Below are 18426 nucleotides of genomic sequence, written 5' to 3' on the forward strand. Positions count from 1 at the left end.
ATTTTATTGACTACTTTTCCTAAGTTTGTCCCTTTTTACGATGTTATATTCATACCCTTATCGTATCTGAACACCCAATGTTTCTTCTATTACCTGGATGACCTGCGGGATGGAATCTGTTTCAAAATCACCCGTCAGACGTTTGCTTTCATCAGAAGCCATATATCTGGTGCCTGACAATTTAGATAGTTCCTCCAATACTTCGGATAATGGAGTATTGTCGAAATGCAGACGATGCGTAGCCCATGCCACATCGTTGATATCATAATCTGCCAACAACTCAGGCTGGGCAGCACCTTTCAGTAAACGGGCTCGTTTGCCCTTGGTCAGGAAAACGCCTTCAGCAGAATGGCGAGCCGTGAAAAGTACTTTTCCGCCAGTTACCATCACTTCGGGAGTATCCGTTCTTTCATCCACCATAAACTGGGTACCGAGCACTCTTACGTGTCCATGCTCTCCTACCACATCGAAAGGATGCTGTTCATTATGCTTCACCTGATAATAGATGCAGCCCTTCATCTCCACCTTTCTGCAATCATCTTCCTGATAGGAAAGAGAAGAATGAGGCATCAATGACACCTTCGTTCCATCAGGCAGATGATACGCCACTACTTCTGATTCGGCAGAAAGCGTCACCGTCTTTGGCTGCAAAAGCGTATAGACTCCTATGGTGAAGAGCACCAGAATAGATGCTGCCACAGCTATCCTGCGGATGCGACGCATGCGTAAAGAAACAGTTGCAGCATGCGAAACCTCTTCGTCAGCGATGCCAACCCGAGCCTTCACTTTCTGCAAAGCCTTCCTGGTATCCAGTTTACCCGGCTGAAAATACTTCAGCACAAATTCCTGTTCGTTCTTGTTGATCTTCATCATAGAATCCCTTTCTTCGTTTAAAATTGTCCTGTAATAGATGCAAAGAGCGTATTGGTATGCTTATACTTCTCGATGCCATTATATCGCTTACCCTTCGTATAGTGGATATTGTTTCTGCCATTTTCGATATTGAAGTCGCTTGTCAGCCATCCCAAAGACAGAAATACATCACCCGAACGGAAGGTCAAAGCCGACTTGATGCGGCAAGTCAGCCATTTTCCTCCATGATTCCTCACGGTTCGGATAGTTGCATTGCCATAAAGCTCATCTGTATAAGATGCAGGATGCCCCACACCTTGTGCATCCTTGATTTCGGTAAAAGACACCCTATCATTATAAAATGGCGTGATGCAGAGTCCCGGCTCGCATTGCAGCATCAAGCCCGCAGCACGACGCTTGCTCAACCACAAGGTAGGAGTACGAAAAGCCAAGCCTGGTGTCAGATTGATTTTAATCACCCTCTTCGGATCATATTCATCATCCTCATAACGTTCTATCAAGGGTCTATCCCCGTGGTTGTCGTTCCATTCTATTCCACAGGAAACACCGGCATAGGTCAGGGGACGGGACAGCAAATCCAACCAGGAACGGCGCATACCTATATTATAAGAGGTCTTGCCTTTCTGGATAGGTCCCTCAAACTGCACACTGGCATCGAGCAGTCCGATGCGATAGGCGCCATGAAACTGATTCATGTTTCCATCGGCAGTACGCACATCCACCACCGACGACAATCTTCCACCATATCGTGCAGGAAAGCCGCTCTTGTAGAAATCCACGTTTTTCACCACATCGGCATTGAAACTGGAGAAAAGACCCAGCGCATGATTCGTATTATAAAGCGGAGTACCATCAATCAGAAAAAGATTCTCATCGCCATTGCCACCATGCACATAGAGTCCGCTTGCCAACTCCTGTCCTTCTGCTACTCCACTCACACGCTGCAGGGTCTTCACCACATCAGGCGAAGACATCAGGGCAAACTCTGTCTTGATATCCTTGTTCGAAAAGGAGCGCTTGCCGGTTTGTGTGGTCAAAAGAGGAGAGTTCAAGTCGCCATCTACCACCACCTCAGGCAGTTTACCATCAACACGGAGTGCCATATTATGATGCATATCTTTCGAGAGATTCAGCTTCTCCACCTTGTCGGCATAGCCCACATACGAAAAGCGGAGCTGGTGCTCGCCTTCGGGCAGGGTAAGCGAAAAGAAACCATATTCATTGGTGGTTGTACCGATGCCATCCGTCAGATCATAGATGGTGGCATTAATCAGCGATTCGCCACTCTCGTCACGGACGTATCCGCTGAGAGTATGGCGACGCTGAACCTGCTGAACTTTGTGATTGATATTCGTGTAAGATGTTGATATTTGTTGTACGGGTTTTCGCTTCAATATCACATAGTTCGCATTGATATTATATAGAATATGAGTTTTCTCGAAAAGAGCCTTCAGTGCCTTCTTCACCGAAAGATGCCGGATGTCTGGTCCATCATACTTGATGTTCAATTCACCATCAAGCGATGAATCATAGACGAAGTTGATTTTCCTGATGCGGTGCAGCCAATCCATCTGCTGACGGATGGTGGTAGAAGTCTCTGCCTCCACCATCATCGTCGGCGTACCCGCCAAAGTTGGAGTTGGCAAGGTTAGAATTGAGAGCGCAAAAATAATTTCTTTACCTTTCATAACTGTACTTTTATTCATTCTTTTATTGCTATAACGCAAGAACTACAGAATACCCCCATGAATGAAAGGTAAAATATAGAAAAAATCTGCAAGAAAATCGTCTTTCTTGCCTCGTAAGGTCTTTAAAGCCTTGGATATCTGATGTTCCACGGTCTTTTCCGACAGGTTGAGTTCTTCGGCTATCTCCCGATAAGTCATTCCGTCACGCCTGGTCATCAGAAATCACGCCGCATAAATCGGTAGGATTAATCTCTGTATCTATCGGAGACTGGCGGCGCATCCGGTCGATGCAGGCATTGCGCACAGAGGTATATAAGAAAGCCTTGATGTTTTCCGGCATGATGCTCCTACTTATCAATTTCACAAAACAATCCTGCACCATGTCTTCAGCCTCATCGATATCATGCAGATAATGAGTGGCATAAAGACATAGCGGACGATAATACTGCTGAAATATCAAGTCTATCTCTTGCATAAACCTTCTCTACCTAAACTAAACTTTTATATAAACTCTCATATAACAAAATAACCCTCCAAATCCGCAAAGACTTGAAGGGTTATTTCATAATCTGTTGTCCCAGGCGGATTCGAACCACCACTGACAGAACCAAAAACTGTAGTGCTACCATTACACCATAGGACAAGCAAATCGGATGCAAAGGTAGTGGATTTTTTCTCCACTACCAAATATTTTCAATACTTTTAACGATTACTTAACGGTAATCAAGAAGTAGTTCTTCTTACCTTTCTGAACCAAAAGATACTTGCCGTCAATCAGGTCTTCTGCAGTGATTACCTGGTCGAATGCATTGAGCTTCTCCTTGTTGAGTGAAACGCCACCACCCTTAACGAGCTTGCGCATCTCGCTCTTACTTGGGAAGATCTGCATACCTTCCTGGTTGAAGAGGTCAACAGCTGTACCACCGAGCAGGTTCTTGTCGAGGTCGTAGTGAGGAACATTAGCGAATACATCGTTCAATGTAGCCTCATCGAGCTGTGCCAGATTCTCCTTGGTAGCCTTACCGAAGAGGATGTTGCTGGCTGCGATAGCCATATCCAAGTCCTCCTGTGAGTGAACCATTACGGTAACCTCCTCAGCCAAACGCTTCTGGAGTACACGGCGACCAGGATCCTGCTTGTGCTCCTCTACGAGGGCATCGATAGTCTCCTTATCGAGGTCGGTGAAGATCTTGATATACTTCTCAGCATCATCATCACTTACGTTCAACCAGACTGGTAGAAGCATAAGGAGTTGTGCGGTTGCGATCCAACCAGATGTTACCGCTCTCTGTCTTACCGAACTTCTTGCCGTCTGCTTGGTAATCAAAGGACAAGTGAGGCAGAAGCACTCTGCATCGTTACCCAATGTACGGTGAATCAACTCAGTACCGGTAGTCATGTTACCCCACTGGTCGTTACCACCCAACTGGAGGCGGACACCATACTTCTCATACTGATAGAGGAAGTCGTAGCCCTGGAGCAACTGATAGGTGAACTCTGTGAAAGACAAACCGTCACGAGCCTCACCGTTCAAGCGCTTCTGCACGCTATCCTTCGCCATCATATAGTTAACTGTGATGTGCTTACCTACCACGCGCGCAAAGTCGAGGAAGGTGAAGTCCTTCATCCAGTCGTAGTTGTTAACCAACTCAGCCTTGTTAGGCTCATTGCCATCGAAGTCGAGGAACTTAGATACCTGCTTCTTGATAGCTTCCTGGTTATGATAGAGAGTCTCAGAGTCGAGCAGATTACGCTCCTGGCTCTTGCCAGAAGGGTCGCCAATCATACCTGTAGCACCTCCCACGAGGAGATAAGGCTTATGGCCACAACGCTGCAAGTGGCGCAACATCATGATACCACAAAGGTGACCGATGTGCAGAGAGTCTGCAGTAGGGTCAGTTCCGAGATAGGCAGACACCATGTGGGTGTTAAGGTATTCCTCAGTACCTGGCATAATCTGAGCCAGCATACCACGCCATTTCAATTCTTCAACAAAATTTTTTGCCATCGAATGTGATTTCTTTATATATTATATAATATGTATAAGGGGCCCAGCGAAACAGCCGGAAACTTACGGCACGGGATCATAGCCCGAACCACCCCAAGGGTTGCATCTCAAGATACGCCATATTGCCAAAGCCAGCCCCTTGAAGGGTCCATGCTTCCGTATGGCTTGCCTGGCATATTCCGAGCAGGTTGGCTGAAAGCGGCATGACGGAGGTGTATAGGGAGTGATGCACTTCTGATAGAACAGGATAGGAAGCACCAACAGCCAGGTCAGTGCTTTTATGATTCCATGCCATACGATATGCAGATACTTCATAGTTTCTCTATCAATCGTTGCAGGTTCTTGTTCATCCTGGCATTCAGCTCAGCCGAATCGTGCAGTTTGCCATCCTGCCAGATGACGGCAAGCAGCAGTTGCTTGTCGGGCATCTGTGCCATACGCTCCATCAGCCCATGCTTCTGGGTGCGGTAAGCCTCACGGATCTGTCGTTTCACACGATTGCGCTTCACGGCTCTCTTGAAGAATCGTTTCGACACGCTTACCATCAGTTCTACAGAAGCACTCTGCTCATCAGTCTTGTCAACAACCAGATACACCATCTTCAAGGGCCAAGCCGTCATAGCATGGGCTTTACCGCTAAAGAGCTGGTCTATGAGCGTCTGCTTGCATAGGTGCTCTCTCTTTCCGAAAGTGTTATCTGTTTCTGCCAACATCATATAGTTTCTTATTTATTGTTTCGCTTCAGATAATCCTTCAGTGCTCCAGTCATAGATGGGAACTCCTTGGTAGGAGCTTCCAAGTCGATGCGAAGGCCCTCGTCTGTTACAGTCTTCATGGTTGCCGGACCGAAAGCACCGAGAGCAATCTTACCCTGCTCAAACTTAGGGAAGTTCTTCTTCAGGGCTTTTACTCCTGTAGGACTGAAGAAAATCATCATATCATAGTCGAACGACTTGATTTCTTCCTCAGTGAAGTCATTGCTTACCGTGCGATACATCACGCACTCTGTATGATTCAGCTTCTTCTCGTCGAGAAGGTTCTTCACATCATCATTGTGTACGCTGCTCAGTGGAACGAGATATTTCTCTCCCTTATGACGACTCATCTGTGCCATCAATCCATCGATTTTACCTGTATCACCGAAGAAGACCTTGCGCTTACGATACTGCACATACTTCTGGATATAGAGTGCGATAGTCTCAATAACACAGAAATACTTCATATCCTCAGGAATAGTAATACGCATCTCCTTGGCTAATTTGAAGTAATTGTCCACTGCATGGCGAGATGTAAAAACGACTGCAGTATAGTCTAACAGATTAATCTTCTGCTGACGGAATTCTTTCGCTGTAAGTCCCTCAACCTTAAAGAATGGGCGGAACACACATTCTACGCCGTACTCCTTCTCGATATCATAGTAAGGAGATTTCTCACTTGCTGGTTTTGGCTGAGAAACTAAAATTTTTTTAATCATCTTGTCTTAAAAGTTTATTTTCAAATAATGACTAATTAATACGAGTCCACCCCAAAGGGCAGACAGAGGTACTACTTCAAGGGCACAAAAGTACAAAATTATCTGCAAAAACAAGCCATTTCTTTTAAAAAAGATAAGATAACTCTTATAAAATGACAATATTTTCACCAATACGAGTACTATTATGGTATATATCACTGCTACCTGGAGCGATAAGTCGAAGTAAGACAGGAGCATAACTACCGGGAACAGCAGTACTCCCTCGCATGATAACAGGAAAAGATACGCCTTGAGCCATTGTTCATTTTTTTTTTTATCGAAGAATACCAGGCCAGCTATGCTATAGAGCAAAGCCTTAATCAGGCAATAGCTCATCACATATCCGGCATAGATACAGATTACCCAATTCTGCTCGATGGTAAACGTATCGCTGATGGATGCCTTCGAGTAGAAGAAGTATCCGAGTGCCACCAGCAGGCAGGTCTGCAATACAAAGAAGAACTGGAAGCGAACCTCCGAACTCGTCTCAGTAATCACCGTAGTTCCCTCTCGCTGAACGCGGAAGAAAGCCTTTGCCTGGCGGAAAAAGAAATGCTTCGACTTGGAGAATGCAATACATGCCAGCACAAAGCACAAAAGCAGCAACGAGGTGATGAAGTTGTCGCCCGCCACCGTATAAGGCACCGGATCACCCGCCACACCCAATCTTCCACCCCTTAGCTCAGGATGGAAGAGCGAGTCTTTCGAGAAGAACGACTCACGATAGTATTGTGGCAAGCTCACATCTCTGAAACTCTTACCAGGCTTATGTCCAGGCAGATGCAGGGTATCGGGCATTCCGCTCCAATGAGTAATCTCACTGGGTTTGATGTGCGCCCTGATCATGGAATCCTGCTGGGCAGGGGTCGCATTCTTAGGCAGCCAACTCAGCACCTGCTTAGGTGTGAGTTGGCTGCTATGTTTTTGCTGGACAGATTGCTGCTGTACTTCAGCATCAATCTCCAGACCTGTATGTATCGAATCTGCTTGCTGCACCATTCTTTTTTATCGATTTCCCAAGAAACCGCTCTCTTATTGTTATTCGTTCCTTAAAGACCGAAAGCCTTCTTGATTTCATCTACCTTGTCGAGCTTCTCCCATGTGAAAAGCTCTACCTTCATGGTCTTTGCTTCGTGATAACGGCTGGTGAAGGTCTTCTCCACTACCTCGTTCTTACGACCCATGTGTCCGTATGCGGCAGTTTCAAAGAACATAGGCTGGCGCAACTTCAACTGGCGCTCGATAGCCTTTGGACGGAGATCAAACATCTCGGCTATCTTCTTGGCAATCTCACCATCGGTCATATTCACATGACTTCTGCCATAGGTATTTACGTAGATGCTTACAGGCTCTGCCACACCGATAGCATAACTTACCTGAACCAACATCTCGTCTGCCACGCCGGCAGCTACCATGTTCTTAGCGATGTAACGGGCTGCATAAGCTGCAGAACGGTCCACCTTACTAGAATCCTTACCAGAGAAGGCACCACCACCATGAGCACCCTTGCCACCGTATGTATCTACGATGATCTTACGGCCAGTAAGACCAGTATCTCCATGAGGACCACCAATCACGAACTTTCCTGTAGGATTTACGAAGTACTTGATGTCATCGTTGAAGAGAGCCAATACCTTGTCGCTCAAGTGAGTCTTTACTCTTGGAATCAGAATATTGATTACATCCTCGCGAATCTTTGCCAACATTGCCTCATCATCGTCCTCGCCATTTGACTTCTTGATGAAGTCATCGTGCTGTGTAGAAACCACGATGGTATCGATGCGCTGTGGGATATTATCGTCTGAGTACTCGATGGTAACCTGGCTCTTAGAGTCTGGGCGGAGATAAGTCATCACCTTACCCTCCTTGCGGATGTCAGCAAGCACACGCATGATGAGCTGTGCCAGGTCGAGTGATACAGGCATGTAGTTCGCGGTTTCGTTTGTAGCGTAACCGAACATCATACCCTGGTCACCAGCACCCTGATTCTCATCCTCCTCACGGCTTACACCGCGGTTGATGTCATCACTCTGCTCGTGGATAGCAGTGAGCACACCACAAGAGTCGCCGTCAAACTGATACTCACTCTTGGTATAACCTATCTTCTTGATGGTCTTGCGTGCAATATTCTGCAAGTCAACATATACATTAGAGCGAACCTCGCCCATGATTACTACCTGACCAGTAGTACAGAAGCTCTCGATAGCGCAGTGAGCATGGTCATCGTATGCCAGGAACTGATCGAGCAAAGCATCTGAAATCTGGTCGGCCACCTTATCTGGATGTCCTTCAGAAACTGATTCTGATGAAAACAAATATGCCATATTAATCCTTTATTTTCTGTTATTAATTGATGTTCTTTATTTTGCGGCTGCAAAGTTACGCATTTTTTTTCAGATTCTGCCATATTCAGCCGAAAAATAGAGCAAATACAGCCGAATATACCTCCTTTTGTAGCTGAATCATAACCATTTACTCTTCCCTGTGCTTGATATTGCGTGGATGATGGTATAAGATGGCCTCCCTGAGGTCGGAAGTTTCGATATGCGTATAGATTTCCGTGGTTCCGATGTCCTCGTGTCCCAGCAGTGCCTGAATCACTCTCAGGTCGGCTCCTCCCTTGAGCAGAGCGGTGGCAAAACTGTGTCTCAGCGTATGGGGCGAAATGGTTTTCTTGATACCTGCATCCTGTGCCGCATTCTTGATCATGATGAGAATCATCACACGGGTAAGATGGGCACCTCTGCGGTTCAGAAAGACATAATCTTCCTCTCCGGGCTTGATCTTCATGAGATTGCGGTCGATGTACCACAGGTGAATTTCCTTCAATGCCCTGTCAGAGATAGGCACCAGCCTCTCCTTCCGTCCCTTTCCCAGAACTCTGATAAACTTATCCTCCTCAAAGATCTGACTGATCTTGAGATTCACCAGTTCCGTAACACGCAGTCCGCAGGAGAAAAGGGTTTCGATGATAGCCTTGTTGCGCTGCCCTTCCCATTTCGAGAGATCGATGGCCGCCTCCAGCATATCCACCTCCTCTACGGAGAGATATTCCGGCAAATGTTCGCCTATCTGCGGCGAAGGCAACAGTTCGGTAGGATCATCCTTGATATAGCCGTCGGTCACCAGATAACGGTAGAAGGAACGCACACCACAGAGGATGCGAGCCTGCGAGCGGGCAACGATGCCTTTGTCGTGAAGACTTGCCGAGAAGTTCTCCAGATTTTCCAGCTTCATATCCACCAGTGCCACATCGTTCTGACGGGCATATTCTATGAGATATTCCAGGTCGTGGCGATATGCCTCAAGCGTATTATACGTATAATTTCGCTCCAGTTTGAGATACCTCATATAATTCCTGATGATGTCATTTACCATTTTCTTATCTAATTTCTTGTCAGTTTCCAATTTTATTATTACCTTTGCATCAAGGTTAGCTATGAGATAGATAACCTATGCATCTGCAAAGATACAAAAAATTAATGATACAGACTTAAAAAATCATTTGATTATGAAGATACAGATTATCAATGGTCCTAATTTGAACCTCCTGGGCGTTCGTGAGCCAGGCATTTATGGCAGCAACTCTTTCGAGAGCTATCTGCCTAAGTTGAAGGCTAAATTCCCTGATGTAGAGATAGAATACTATCAGAGCAACATCGAGGGCGAGCTTATCAACAAATTGCAGGAAGTAGGCTTCACCTACGATGGCGTAGTGCTCAATGCGGGTGCCTACACCCACACCAGCATAGCCTTGCAGGATTGCATCCGCAGCATGAAATGCCCTTGCGTAGAGGTACATATCTCTAATGTGCACAAGCGCGAGGAATTCCGCCATCACTCTTATATCTCCTGCGCCTGCCTGGGAGTCATCTGTGGATTCGGTCTGGCTTCCTACGACCTTGCTATCGCAGGAATCCTGGCACAGAAGGAGAACGAGGAGTAAGATGCGCCTCCTATTTTAAAAGTTATAACAGAATTCAAAGCTATAACAGAGATAAAACAGGTATGACAGAAACAGAATTGATAGACAAATACATCTGCCAACATATTGAACCAGAGGGAGATTACCTTTACCGCCTCTACCGTGCCACCAATATCCATACCATCCACGGACGTATGGCGAGTGGACACATCCAGGGCAAATTACTCAAGATGCTGGTTCAGATGATTCGCCCCAAGAATATTCTTGAGGTGGGAACCTTCAGTGGCTACAGCGCCATCTGTCTGGCTCAGGGATTGCAGGAAGGGGGCAAGCTCTATACTTTCGAAATCAATGACGAGATGGAAGATTTCACCCGTCCCTGGATTGAGGGTTCGGCTGTTGCCGACAAGATTGATTTCCGTATTGGCGATGCCAACGAAGAAGCGCCCAAACTGGGGGTGATGTTTGACCTGGCTTTCGTGGATGGCGACAAGCGCACCTATATCGAGACTTACGAGATGGTGATGAAGATCCTGAATCCTGGCGGATATATTCTGGCAGACAATACGCTGTGGGACGGGCACGTCATCGACCCTGCCTACGACCGTGACCATCAGACCAAGGGCATCCGAGCATTCAATGACCTGATAGCCAACGACCCTAGGGTGGAAGTAGTCATCCTGCCGCTGCGCGATGGCTTGACACTCATCAAAAAGAAATAAAGGAGTTAACTCAGCAGTCTTTTGCTCAATGCTCTCACCGGATACCACACGGCAAGCCAGCCTACGGCGATAACCGTTACAAAGATGATGGCTACATCAGAATAGTGAACGCTTACCGGATAGGCATTTACGATGAAGGAACCCTCAGAGTCGCCCAGTCTTACGAAGCCATACTGCTGCTGCAGCCAGCAGAGCAACAGACCCAGTCCGATACCTATCACGGCACCAATCACCGCAATCATTCTTCCCTCGAAGAGGAAGACACGGGTAATCAGCTTGTCATTGGCACCCAGATTCCGCAACGTCACCACATCGTTCTTCTTATCGATGATGAGCATCGAGAGCGAACCGATGATGTTGAAACATGCCACTACGAGGATAAAAGTCAGGAAGATGTAAGCCATCAGCTTCTCTATCGACATAATCTTGAAAGTATCTTCCTGCTGCTCAAATCTATCCAGCACCTTATACTTGGTGCCGGCAATCTTCTGCATCTCAGCCTTTACTGCCTGCAGGTCACTACCCTCCTTCAGGCGGATTTCCAGATCAGAGAGCATACCCTGCTGCCCGAAGAGGTTGCGCGCAAAGGCAATGGAGGTGATGATATAATTCTTGTCGTATTTCGACTGCTTGACGGCGAAGAGCACACCCGGAGAATTCAGCGAATCAACCACGAAGCCGGCATCCGGATTCATCATATCCAACTGTCCTTCCTTCTGTGGAGCATAAATCTTCATAAAACCATCCCATTTTGCCCCGATACCCAAGGTCTGCGCCAGACGGATACCCACGGTTCCATACTGCAAATTGGCTGCATGGAGCGAGAAACTGCCATCACCATAAAGGATGTCGTTGATATGTGACAACTCAGAGAAGTTGTCGTCCACGCCCTTGATCCTCACCATAGCCTGACGGTCGTCATAGATTGCCAGCGCCTGGTCTTCCACGGTTTCAGTAGCCACATCTACCTGTGGCAGCATACGTATCTGCGTCAATATCGGGTCATCGGCAGGCGCCGTCTTTCCCTCCATCGGCACCACCTTCAACTGCGGGTCGAAGCTCGTAAAGAGCGTAGCCACCAGGTCGTGGAAACCATTAAATACGCTCAGCACGATGACGAGTGCCATCGTTGCCACAGCCACACCAATCACAGAGATGGAGCTGATCACATTGATAACGTGTGTACTCTTCTTGGAAAAGAGATACCTGCGAGCAATAAAGAATGGAAAATTCATTTGTCTTTTTACTTTTTTACTTCTTCAAGAGTTCATCAATGCGCTCCAGATAATCCAGGCTGTCGTCCAGGAAGAAACGGAGCTCAGGAATGATGCGCAACTGATTTCTCACCTTTCTGCCCAGGTCGAAGCGGATAGTCTTCTCGTTGGCATTGATATTCTTCAGAATCTCCTCACCCTTTTCAGATGGGAACACGCTGAGGTAAGCAGTGCAGATGCTAAGATCCGGGCTCACTCTTACCTTAGTAACACTTACCATCACACCATGCATCATGCGGGTCTGTGACTGGAAGATAAGACTCAACTCCTTCTGGAGCAGTCTTGATATACGGTTTTGTCTTGTTTCTTGCATAACTATTAACTATAAACTATAAATTATAAACTATTCAAGGTCCACGTGTGTAACGTCCACCTGCTCATGCAGGAATATCAACGCCGACTCCTTGAATTTCTCCTCACTTTCTGTAGTCAGATACTTGCAGCTACCACCCTTTGTCACCATCTGTTCCATCTTAGGATGTCGCTGCAGATAATCCTGCAGACTGTTGGCCACATATTGTCCCTGTGGCACCACTCTCACGCCGTCGGGAAGATTCTTCACGATGCTGCTCATGAGCAGTGGATAATGGGTGCAACCCAGGATGATGGTATCAATGTCCTCATCCATACGCATCAACTGGTCGATGCGCTTCTTGACGAAATAATCAGCACCAGGACTATCTGCCTCGTTAGCCTCTACGATGGCAGCCCAGAGCGGACAAGCCACTCCGCTTACCTGGAGATCCGGCCAAAGCTTACCAATCTCCATCTTATAGCTTTCACTCTTGATGGTTCCCTCTGTGGCAAGGATACCTACATGGCGGCTCTTGGTCAGGGTACCAATCACCTCGGCAGTTGGCCGGATGATGCCGAGAACCCTTCTCTCAGGATCCAGCTCCGGGATGTCTCTCTGCTGGATAGAGCGCAAAGCCTTAGCCGATGCCGTATTGCAACCCAGGATTACCAGATGGCAACCCATGGAAAAAAGCTTCAGCACAGCCTGGCGCGTAAACTTATACACCACCTCGAAGGAGCGCGAACCGTATGGCGCACGGGCATTGTCGCCCAGATACATATAGTCGTACTGCGGCAACATCTGGCGCAAGCCATGCAGGATGGTCAAGCCGCCATATCCGGAATCAAAGATTCCGATAGGTCCGGGATTGGATGGCAGAATCATTTCAGTTTCTCCTCCAGCACTGCTGTAATATCCTCGCCCATCTCTTCACTCAGATAAGGTGTGGCGTTGTTGTCGGTATTGATGATGAAGGCAAATCCCTTCTCCTTGCCAATCTGCTTGGCTACCTCGTTGATCTGGGCCTTGAGAGGAGCATACGCATCGTTCTCAGCCTGATTCAGGAGTTTGGCAGCCTCAGCCTTGAAGGCGATGTTCTTCTCCATCAACTCACGCAGTTCAGCCTGACGCTTATCCAGGATAGTCTTGGCATACGAGCGCTGACCGTCAAGGAATTCCTCATACTTGGTATTAAACTCAGTTTCCACGCGCTTGGTTTCCTCATCATACTTTGCGCGGAGTTCATCCATATTATGCTTGGCTATGGCATAACCAGGCATGGTATGAAAAACCTGCTCAAAGCTGAAGTAGCCAAATCGCAATGCTGGCTGTGCAACGATAGCTGCTGGTTGTTCCGCCGGAGTCTGGTTTTGCTGTGCAGAAGCCGAAAGGGCAACAAGAGCGAGCGCCAAAAATAGGAGATTCTTTTTCATAATGCGTGATACCTTTTTATATATGATATGAATATACTAGATGATAAATAAGGGCAGGCACTTGTGCCTGCCCTTAGCTTTTTATAGAAATACTTACGTTTGATTACTTGATCTTAGCCTGTACTTCCTTGGTAACATCTACCACGTTGGCGCCAGTATAGATAGCTGTGCCTTCCTCCATGATGTATGTATAGTTACCAGCCTTACCTACAGCCTCGATAGCTGTACGTACCTTAGCGATGATAGGCTGCATGAGCTCACTGCTCTTCTTCTGCAACTCCTGCTGACCATCCTGGTAAGCCTGCTGAATCTTCTGCTGAAGACCCTGCAATTCTGTTTCCTTCTGCTGCTTGGCAGTAGCATTCATTGTGCTTGCACCCTTCTGGTACTCGTCTGCCTTGCGCTGGAACTCATCCTGCATAGACTTGAGGTCGTTCTCCTTCTGCTTCTGGAGAGCTTCCAACTCGCCGTTGGCCTTAGCTACGTCTGGCAAAGACTGCATGATCTGCTGAGTATTTACCTTACCGAACTTCTGTGCCATCATTGTCATTGGTGCGCAAAGCATCAACATTAAAATAAGCTTTTTCATTTCTGTTTATTCTTTTTTAATTATTATTCTTAATTGGTTATGCCGAGGGCGGAGTTTTCCTGCCGCATCCTCTCTTATCGGCTGCAAATATACAATTATTTCTTGAAATAACCTAGATTATTTCCTGGAATAACACTTATTATTTGTTAGAATAGCCTAATTTCTGGAGTACCTCGTTGCTGATGTCTATTTTTGGCGAGCCAAAAATGATGCCATTGTTGCTGGCTCTGTCGAGAACAAGCGAGTAGCCGCGCAGGTTGGAAATCTCCTTCACGGCATTGTAAATCTCCTCCTGGATAGGTCCCATCAGTGCCTCGCGCTTCTTGTAAAGCTCTCCCTCGGCACCGAAGTATTTCTTCTTCAGGTCGCTGGCTTCCTTCTCCTTCTGCATAATGGAGTCCTGCTTGGCCTTCTTCTGCTCCTGTGAGAGGAATACTACCTCGTTCTGATAGTTCTTGTACATGGTGCTTGCTTCCAGATTGAGCGCCTCTACCTCGGCCTGCCACTTGCGGCTCACCTGGTTCAACTGCTCGTTGGCACGCTCATAAGCTGGGATATTGCGCAGGATGTACTCCATATCCACCAATGCATATTTCTGTGCATGTGCTGAGATGGCTGCTACAGCCATCATCAGCATCAATACTATTTTCTTCATAAAATCCGTCTTTAGAATTCCTGACCCAAGATGAAGTGGAACTGACTTCCACCCTTCTTATACTGGCTACCGTTCCATACCTTGTCGAAACCGTAAGCCCAGTCGATACCCATCAGACCCACCATTGGCAGGAAGATACGCACACCGACACCGGCACTGCGCTTCATGCTGAATGGGTTGAAGTCCTTGGTATCATACCAGGCGTTACCTGCCTCTACGAAGGTCAAACCATAGATAGTGGTATTGCCCAGGAGGAATGGATAACGGAGCTCCAATGAGAAGCGGTCGTATGCATAAGCATAGTAACCGGTGGTACGGCCGTAAGATACGGAACCGTTCTCGTAACCACGGAGTCCGATGGTTTCCTCACCATAATAGGATGAATAACCGCTCATACCGTCACCACCCACATAATAGGTCTCGAATGGACTCTTCTTGTACTTGTTGTAAGCACCGAGCAAACCGAGTTCTACACGGGTCATCAATACGAAGCACTTCTGACCCTCTGTAAGTGCGGTATAGGTCTTTGCCTTGAACTTCCACTTGTGATACTCTATCCAGCGGTATTTCTCCTGCTGCTCTGCAGAGTAGGTTGGAGACTGGGAGTTGTTGGCGAGGTTCTTGTAATCCTTGTTGTCGAACGCACTCCATGGTGGAGTAAGGTTCACACTTGCCTCAAACTCTGAACCACGACGTGGGAAGAGCTGGTTGTCGGTTGACGTACGGTTCAATGCGATGGTCAAGTTCAAGTTGTTCGCATTACCGTTGGTCATCAGCATATAGCTCCAGTTCTTCATCATGTAGCGCTGGTAAGCCAACTGCACAGACAAGGTGAAGTAATCATCCGGCCAACGGAGGCGCTTACCCCAACCGAGGCTCACACCCACCATCTGGATGTACTTGTCTGGATCGTAATAATTCTCGTAGTTATTATAGTAACCCGTACCATAACCATACATGTAGCTCATGTAGTTGTTCATGTAGGCACTATTATAATAGTTGCTTGACACGTCGGTACTCTTACTGTAGTATGCACCTACGCTGAACTGGATAGGACGCTTGCCACCAAACCAGTTGGTAGAGTAGCTTACGTTATAGCTCTGGTAATAGGTACCGTTGGTCTGTGCACCGATGCTCAGCACCTCACCGTCACCGATAGGCATGATACCACGGTGCTCCTTGTTCTTGTTGAAGAGGTTTGCCATAGAGAAGTTGTTGAGCTTCAAGCCCACACGTCCGATGACACCCGTCTGACCCCAACCGAGCGAGAACTCAATCTGGTCGTTACTCTTCTGCTCCAGGTTCCAGTTTACATCCACAGTACCGTCCTCGTAGTTAGGCTTTACATCTGGTGAAACCTTCTCAGCATCGAAGTGACCCATGGAAGCCAACTCACGTGCCGAACGCATCAGGGCATCCTTAGAGAAGAGGTCGCCTGGCTTAGTACGAAGCTCACGGCGTACTACGTTCTCATAGAGACGGGTATTTCCATTGATACGTACGTGGCTCAGGTAAGCCTGAGGTCCCTCTGTCACGCGCATCTCCAGATCGATGGAATCGCCGTCGATGTTCACTTCGGCAGGATTGATGTTAGAGAACACGTAACCATTGTTGTAATAGAGGTTGCCCACAGCATCTTCATCTTCCTGCAATCGCTTGCCCAGGAGTTTCTGGTTATATACATCGCCCTTCTTCATGCCGAGCACGGCATTCAGATAGTCGGTAGCATATACGGTGTTGCCCACCCAGTTGATATTGCGGAGGAAGTAGCGCTTACCCTCATCTACCTTGATATATACGTTGACGTGCTTCTCGTCGAAGTTGCTTACGCTGTCTTCCAGGATCTGCGCATCACGATAACCATACTCGTAGTATTTGTCGATGAGTTTCTGCTTGTCTTCCTTCCATCTCTCAGGAGTAAACTTCTTCGATTTGAAGAAAGTAGCAAACTTGCCAGCCTCGTGGGTCTTGGCAAAGGCACCCTTCGAGAAGAATCCACCCTTGATCTTTCTGTCCGAAAGTTTCTCGTTACCATCGATGGTAATCTGGTGAACCTTGATTTTCTGTTTCTTATCTACGATTACATCCAGGATTACCTGACCCTTGTTAGCCACATCATCGCGCTGGTTGATCTGGATTTCAGCATTCTTGAATCCCTTGTCATCGAAGTATTTCTTGGCAAGGATCTTGGCACGGTCGAGCATATTAGGTGTTACCTGCGTACCCTTCACCATACCGAGTTTCTGCTCCATATCCTCACGCTCGCTTTTCTTCAAACCCACATAGTGGATGTCAGAGATACGAGGTCTTACTGCGAGATAGATGTGAAGATAAAGTTTTTCACCCACGATAGAGTCGGCAGCGATAGCGACTTTAGAGAAAAGTCCATGTTTCCAATAGCGCTTGACGGCATTGGTAATAGCGTCGCCTGGCACTTCAATCCCTTCTCCCACTGTCAGGCCCGAGATACCAGTGAGCACATAGTCTTCGTATCCTTCCACACCCGACACATTGATACCTCCAAGGGTCAAGGTGCGAGGGGTTCCGGCATACGAGATATCTGGATGTACTATCTTGTCTTGTGCCATAACCTGCACACTCGCCATGATGCCGAATAGCAGGATGAAAATCTTTCTTAGCTTGTTCATTTATACCTTATTATATATATAGTATCTATTTTTCGTCCTTTTCCCCCTTTTATTTCTCTTCCTCTGCTTCTACCTGAGCCTCGGTCTTGCCGAAACGGCGCTGGCGCGACTGGTAGCTCTCAATAGCCTTATGCAGGCACTCCTCGTTGAAGTCTGGCCAATAGGTATCGCAGAAATACAACTCAGAATAAGCAATCTGCCACAACAGGTAGTTGCTGATACGCAACTCGCCACCTGTACGGATCAGGAGCTCCGGGTCTGGCATGAAGTTGGTCTCCAGGTGCTTCTCGAAGTTTTCCTCGGTAAGCATCTTCTCAACCTCCTCATAGCTGGCGCCCTTCTCCATAACCTCCTTCACGGTCTTCTTCATCGCATTCATGATTTCCCAGCGCGAAGAGTAGCTCAGGGCTACTACCATGGTCATGGCATCGTTCTTGGCGGTATGGTCCATGGTCTCCTGCAACTTGTCCTGCACAGCCTGTGGCAGACGCTTCAAGTCGCCGATCACGCGGAACCGCACATTGTTCTTCATGAAAATCTCATCCTCCAGAGAAGTCAGTACCAGTCCCATCAGGGCAGAAATCTCGTCGGCAGGACGATTCCAGTTTTCAGTAGAGAAAGTATAGAGAGTAAGGTACTTCACACCGAGGCGAGTACATTCTGATGTAATGCAACGCACTGCGTCAACTCCAGCCTGATGGCCGTAGCTGCGTTCCTTACCTCTTTCTGTTGCCCAGCGTCCATTGCCATCCATGATGATAGCGATGTGCTCAGGTATTCTGTTCATATCCAAGTTGTTCATA

20 protein-coding genes, 1 tRNA gene and 1 pseudogene are annotated in these 18426 nt (G+C 47.3%); 2 read left to right on the forward strand and 20 right to left on the reverse strand.

Annotated elements, in window-relative coordinates; genetic code table 11:
* Positions 1–57 precede the first annotated feature (57 nt).
* The 12 genes and pseudogenes from DW830_RS00365 to xerA form a co-directional block, all read right to left on the reverse strand.
* Positions 58–873, reverse strand: a complete 816-nt coding sequence (locus tag DW830_RS00365) for a FecR family protein (RefSeq protein WP_119248459.1) — start codon at positions 871–873, stop codon at positions 58–60.
* A 560-nt stretch (positions 874–1433) separates the two neighbouring features.
* A pseudogene (locus DW830_RS00370) lies at positions 1434–2483 on the reverse strand (carboxypeptidase-like regulatory domain-containing protein); the annotation flags it as partial.
* 120 nt (positions 2484–2603) lie between these two features.
* Entirely contained in the window at positions 2604–2777 is a 174-nt protein-coding gene (locus DW830_RS17210; protein ID WP_410524466.1) for a sigma factor-like helix-turn-helix DNA-binding protein, read from the reverse strand.
* Positions 2764–3036 carry a sigma factor gene (locus DW830_RS17215; RefSeq protein ID WP_410524467.1) on the reverse strand — a complete coding sequence of 91 codons (273 nt, stop codon included), beginning with the start codon at positions 3034–3036 and terminating at the stop codon, positions 2764–2766. Before DW830_RS17215 ends, DW830_RS17210 begins: the two co-directional genes overlap by 14 nt.
* A gap of 97 nt (positions 3037–3133) precedes the next feature.
* Positions 3134–3204, reverse strand: a tRNA-Gln gene (locus tag DW830_RS00380).
* A gap of 66 nt (positions 3205–3270) precedes the next feature.
* The gene (gene tyrS, locus DW830_RS00385) at positions 3271–4569 is read right to left on the reverse strand and encodes a tyrosine--tRNA ligase (RefSeq protein WP_119248460.1); all 1299 of its coding nucleotides are present in this window, start codon (positions 4567–4569) and stop codon (positions 3271–3273) included.
* A 63-nt stretch (positions 4570–4632) separates the two neighbouring features.
* Entirely contained in the window at positions 4633–4884 is a 252-nt protein-coding gene (gene yidD, locus DW830_RS00390; protein WP_119248461.1) for a membrane protein insertion efficiency factor YidD, read from the reverse strand.
* Positions 4881–5285 (reverse strand): ribonuclease P protein component, encoded by a 405-nt coding sequence (gene rnpA / locus DW830_RS00395; protein ID WP_233544314.1) that lies wholly within the window; start codon positions 5283–5285, stop codon positions 4881–4883. The genes yidD and rnpA overlap by 4 nt, the downstream gene beginning before the upstream one ends.
* Positions 5286–5293: 8 nt before the next feature.
* The gene (locus DW830_RS00400) at positions 5294–6043 is read right to left on the reverse strand and encodes a uroporphyrinogen-III synthase (RefSeq protein ID WP_089545326.1); all 750 of its coding nucleotides are present in this window, start codon (positions 6041–6043) and stop codon (positions 5294–5296) included.
* 6 nt (positions 6044–6049) lie between these two features.
* Positions 6050–7081 (reverse strand): DUF4271 domain-containing protein, encoded by a 1032-nt coding sequence (locus tag DW830_RS00405; protein ID WP_119248462.1) that lies wholly within the window; start codon positions 7079–7081, stop codon positions 6050–6052.
* A gap of 50 nt (positions 7082–7131) precedes the next feature.
* Complete coding sequence (gene metK, locus DW830_RS00410; protein WP_119248463.1) at positions 7132–8406, reverse strand: methionine adenosyltransferase; 1275 nt, start codon at positions 8404–8406, stop codon at positions 7132–7134.
* Positions 8407–8554: 148 nt separating this feature from the next.
* Positions 8555–9460, reverse strand: a complete 906-nt coding sequence (xerA, locus tag DW830_RS00415; RefSeq protein ID WP_119248502.1) for a site-specific tyrosine recombinase/integron integrase — start codon at positions 9458–9460, stop codon at positions 8555–8557.
* Between the two features lie 133 nt (positions 9461–9593).
* Between xerA and aroQ the strand changes: the two genes are divergently transcribed.
* Both aroQ and DW830_RS00425 read left to right on the forward strand, forming a co-directional pair.
* Positions 9594–10028 carry a type II 3-dehydroquinate dehydratase gene (gene aroQ / locus DW830_RS00420; RefSeq protein ID WP_119248464.1) on the forward strand — a complete coding sequence of 145 codons (435 nt, stop codon included), beginning with the start codon at positions 9594–9596 and terminating at the stop codon, positions 10026–10028.
* A gap of 62 nt (positions 10029–10090) precedes the next feature.
* Positions 10091–10729, forward strand: coding sequence for an O-methyltransferase (locus tag DW830_RS00425; RefSeq protein ID WP_119248465.1), 639 nt, complete (start codon positions 10091–10093; stop codon positions 10727–10729).
* A 5-nt stretch (positions 10730–10734) separates the two neighbouring features.
* Here the strand turns inward: DW830_RS00425 and DW830_RS00430 are convergent, their stop codons facing one another.
* From DW830_RS00430 to DW830_RS00465, 8 genes are all read right to left on the reverse strand, one after another.
* Positions 10735–11964 carry an FtsX-like permease family protein gene (locus DW830_RS00430; RefSeq protein WP_119248466.1) on the reverse strand — a complete coding sequence of 410 codons (1230 nt, stop codon included), beginning with the start codon at positions 11962–11964 and terminating at the stop codon, positions 10735–10737.
* Positions 11965–11980: 16 nt separating this feature from the next.
* A complete protein-coding gene (gene rbfA / locus DW830_RS00435) occupies positions 11981–12316 on the reverse strand; it encodes a 30S ribosome-binding factor RbfA (RefSeq protein ID WP_089544731.1) in 336 nt (111 codons plus the stop codon).
* 30 nt (positions 12317–12346) lie between these two features.
* The gene (gene murI / locus DW830_RS00440; protein ID WP_119248467.1) at positions 12347–13183 is read right to left on the reverse strand and encodes a glutamate racemase; all 837 of its coding nucleotides are present in this window, start codon (positions 13181–13183) and stop codon (positions 12347–12349) included.
* Complete coding sequence (locus tag DW830_RS00445; RefSeq protein WP_119248468.1) at positions 13180–13731, reverse strand: OmpH family outer membrane protein; 552 nt, start codon at positions 13729–13731, stop codon at positions 13180–13182. Before DW830_RS00445 ends, murI begins: the two co-directional genes overlap by 4 nt.
* A gap of 103 nt (positions 13732–13834) precedes the next feature.
* Positions 13835–14320, reverse strand: a complete 486-nt coding sequence (locus DW830_RS00450) for an OmpH family outer membrane protein (protein WP_089544734.1) — start codon at positions 14318–14320, stop codon at positions 13835–13837.
* 139 nt (positions 14321–14459) lie between these two features.
* Positions 14460–14975 (reverse strand): OmpH family outer membrane protein, encoded by a 516-nt coding sequence (locus tag DW830_RS00455; protein WP_089544735.1) that lies wholly within the window; start codon positions 14973–14975, stop codon positions 14460–14462.
* A gap of 11 nt (positions 14976–14986) precedes the next feature.
* On the reverse strand, positions 14987–17623 hold the full coding sequence (locus DW830_RS00460; protein WP_119248469.1) for an outer membrane protein assembly factor: 2637 nt from the start codon (positions 17621–17623) through the stop codon (positions 14987–14989).
* A 49-nt stretch (positions 17624–17672) separates the two neighbouring features.
* The gene (locus DW830_RS00465; RefSeq protein ID WP_119248470.1) at positions 17673–18425 is read right to left on the reverse strand and encodes an isoprenyl transferase; all 753 of its coding nucleotides are present in this window, start codon (positions 18423–18425) and stop codon (positions 17673–17675) included.
* Position 18426 lies beyond the last annotated feature (1 nt).

Source organism: Prevotella sp. AM34-19LB (assembly GCF_003468525.1).
Lineage (GTDB): Bacteria > Bacteroidota > Bacteroidia > Bacteroidales > Bacteroidaceae > Prevotella.

What these genes read in the sequence shown, in the direction of transcription:
- DW830_RS17215 (WP_410524467.1), bottom strand. Translation starts at nt 3,036, where the DNA reads ATGCAAGAGATAGACTTGATATTTCAGCAGTATTATCGTCCGCTATGT.
- murI (WP_119248467.1), bottom strand. Translation starts at nt 13,183, where the DNA reads ATGATTCTGCCATCCAATCCCGGACCTATCGGAATCTTTGATTCCGGA.
- DW830_RS00450 (WP_089544734.1), bottom strand. Translation starts at nt 14,320, where the DNA reads ATGAAAAAGCTTATTTTAATGTTGATGCTTTGCGCACCAATGACAATG.
- yidD (WP_119248461.1), bottom strand. Translation starts at nt 4,884, where the DNA reads ATGAAGTATCTGCATATCGTATGGCATGGAATCATAAAAGCACTGACC.
- DW830_RS00465 (WP_119248470.1), bottom strand. Translation starts at nt 18,425, where the DNA reads ATGAACAACTTGGATATGAACAGAATACCTGAGCACATCGCTATCATC.
- DW830_RS00430 (WP_119248466.1), bottom strand. Translation starts at nt 11,964, where the DNA reads ATGAATTTTCCATTCTTTATTGCTCGCAGGTATCTCTTTTCCAAGAAG.
- DW830_RS00460 (WP_119248469.1), bottom strand. Translation starts at nt 17,623, where the DNA reads ATGAACAAGCTAAGAAAGATTTTCATCCTGCTATTCGGCATCATGGCG.
- rbfA (WP_089544731.1), bottom strand. Translation starts at nt 12,316, where the DNA reads ATGCAAGAAACAAGACAAAACCGTATATCAAGACTGCTCCAGAAGGAG.
- xerA (WP_119248502.1), bottom strand. Translation starts at nt 9,460, where the DNA reads ATGGTAAATGACATCATCAGGAATTATATGAGGTATCTCAAACTGGAG.
- DW830_RS00455 (WP_089544735.1), bottom strand. Translation starts at nt 14,975, where the DNA reads ATGAAGAAAATAGTATTGATGCTGATGATGGCTGTAGCAGCCATCTCA.
- tyrS (WP_119248460.1), bottom strand. Translation starts at nt 4,569, where the DNA reads ATGGCAAAAAATTTTGTTGAAGAATTGAAATGGCGTGGTATGCTGGCT.
- metK (WP_119248463.1), bottom strand. Translation starts at nt 8,406, where the DNA reads ATGGCATATTTGTTTTCATCAGAATCAGTTTCTGAAGGACATCCAGAT.
- rnpA (WP_233544314.1), bottom strand. Translation starts at nt 5,285, where the DNA reads ATGATGTTGGCAGAAACAGATAACACTTTCGGAAAGAGAGAGCACCTA.
- DW830_RS17210 (WP_410524466.1), bottom strand. Translation starts at nt 2,777, where the DNA reads ATGACCAGGCGTGACGGAATGACTTATCGGGAGATAGCCGAAGAACTC.
- DW830_RS00365 (WP_119248459.1), bottom strand. Translation starts at nt 873, where the DNA reads ATGATGAAGATCAACAAGAACGAACAGGAATTTGTGCTGAAGTATTTT.
- DW830_RS00405 (WP_119248462.1), bottom strand. Translation starts at nt 7,081, where the DNA reads ATGGTGCAGCAAGCAGATTCGATACATACAGGTCTGGAGATTGATGCT.
- aroQ (WP_119248464.1), top strand. Translation starts at nt 9,594, where the DNA reads ATGAAGATACAGATTATCAATGGTCCTAATTTGAACCTCCTGGGCGTT.
- DW830_RS00400 (WP_089545326.1), bottom strand. Translation starts at nt 6,043, where the DNA reads ATGATTAAAAAAATTTTAGTTTCTCAGCCAAAACCAGCAAGTGAGAAA.
- DW830_RS00445 (WP_119248468.1), bottom strand. Translation starts at nt 13,731, where the DNA reads ATGAAAAAGAATCTCCTATTTTTGGCGCTCGCTCTTGTTGCCCTTTCG.
- DW830_RS00425 (WP_119248465.1), top strand. Translation starts at nt 10,091, where the DNA reads ATGACAGAAACAGAATTGATAGACAAATACATCTGCCAACATATTGAA.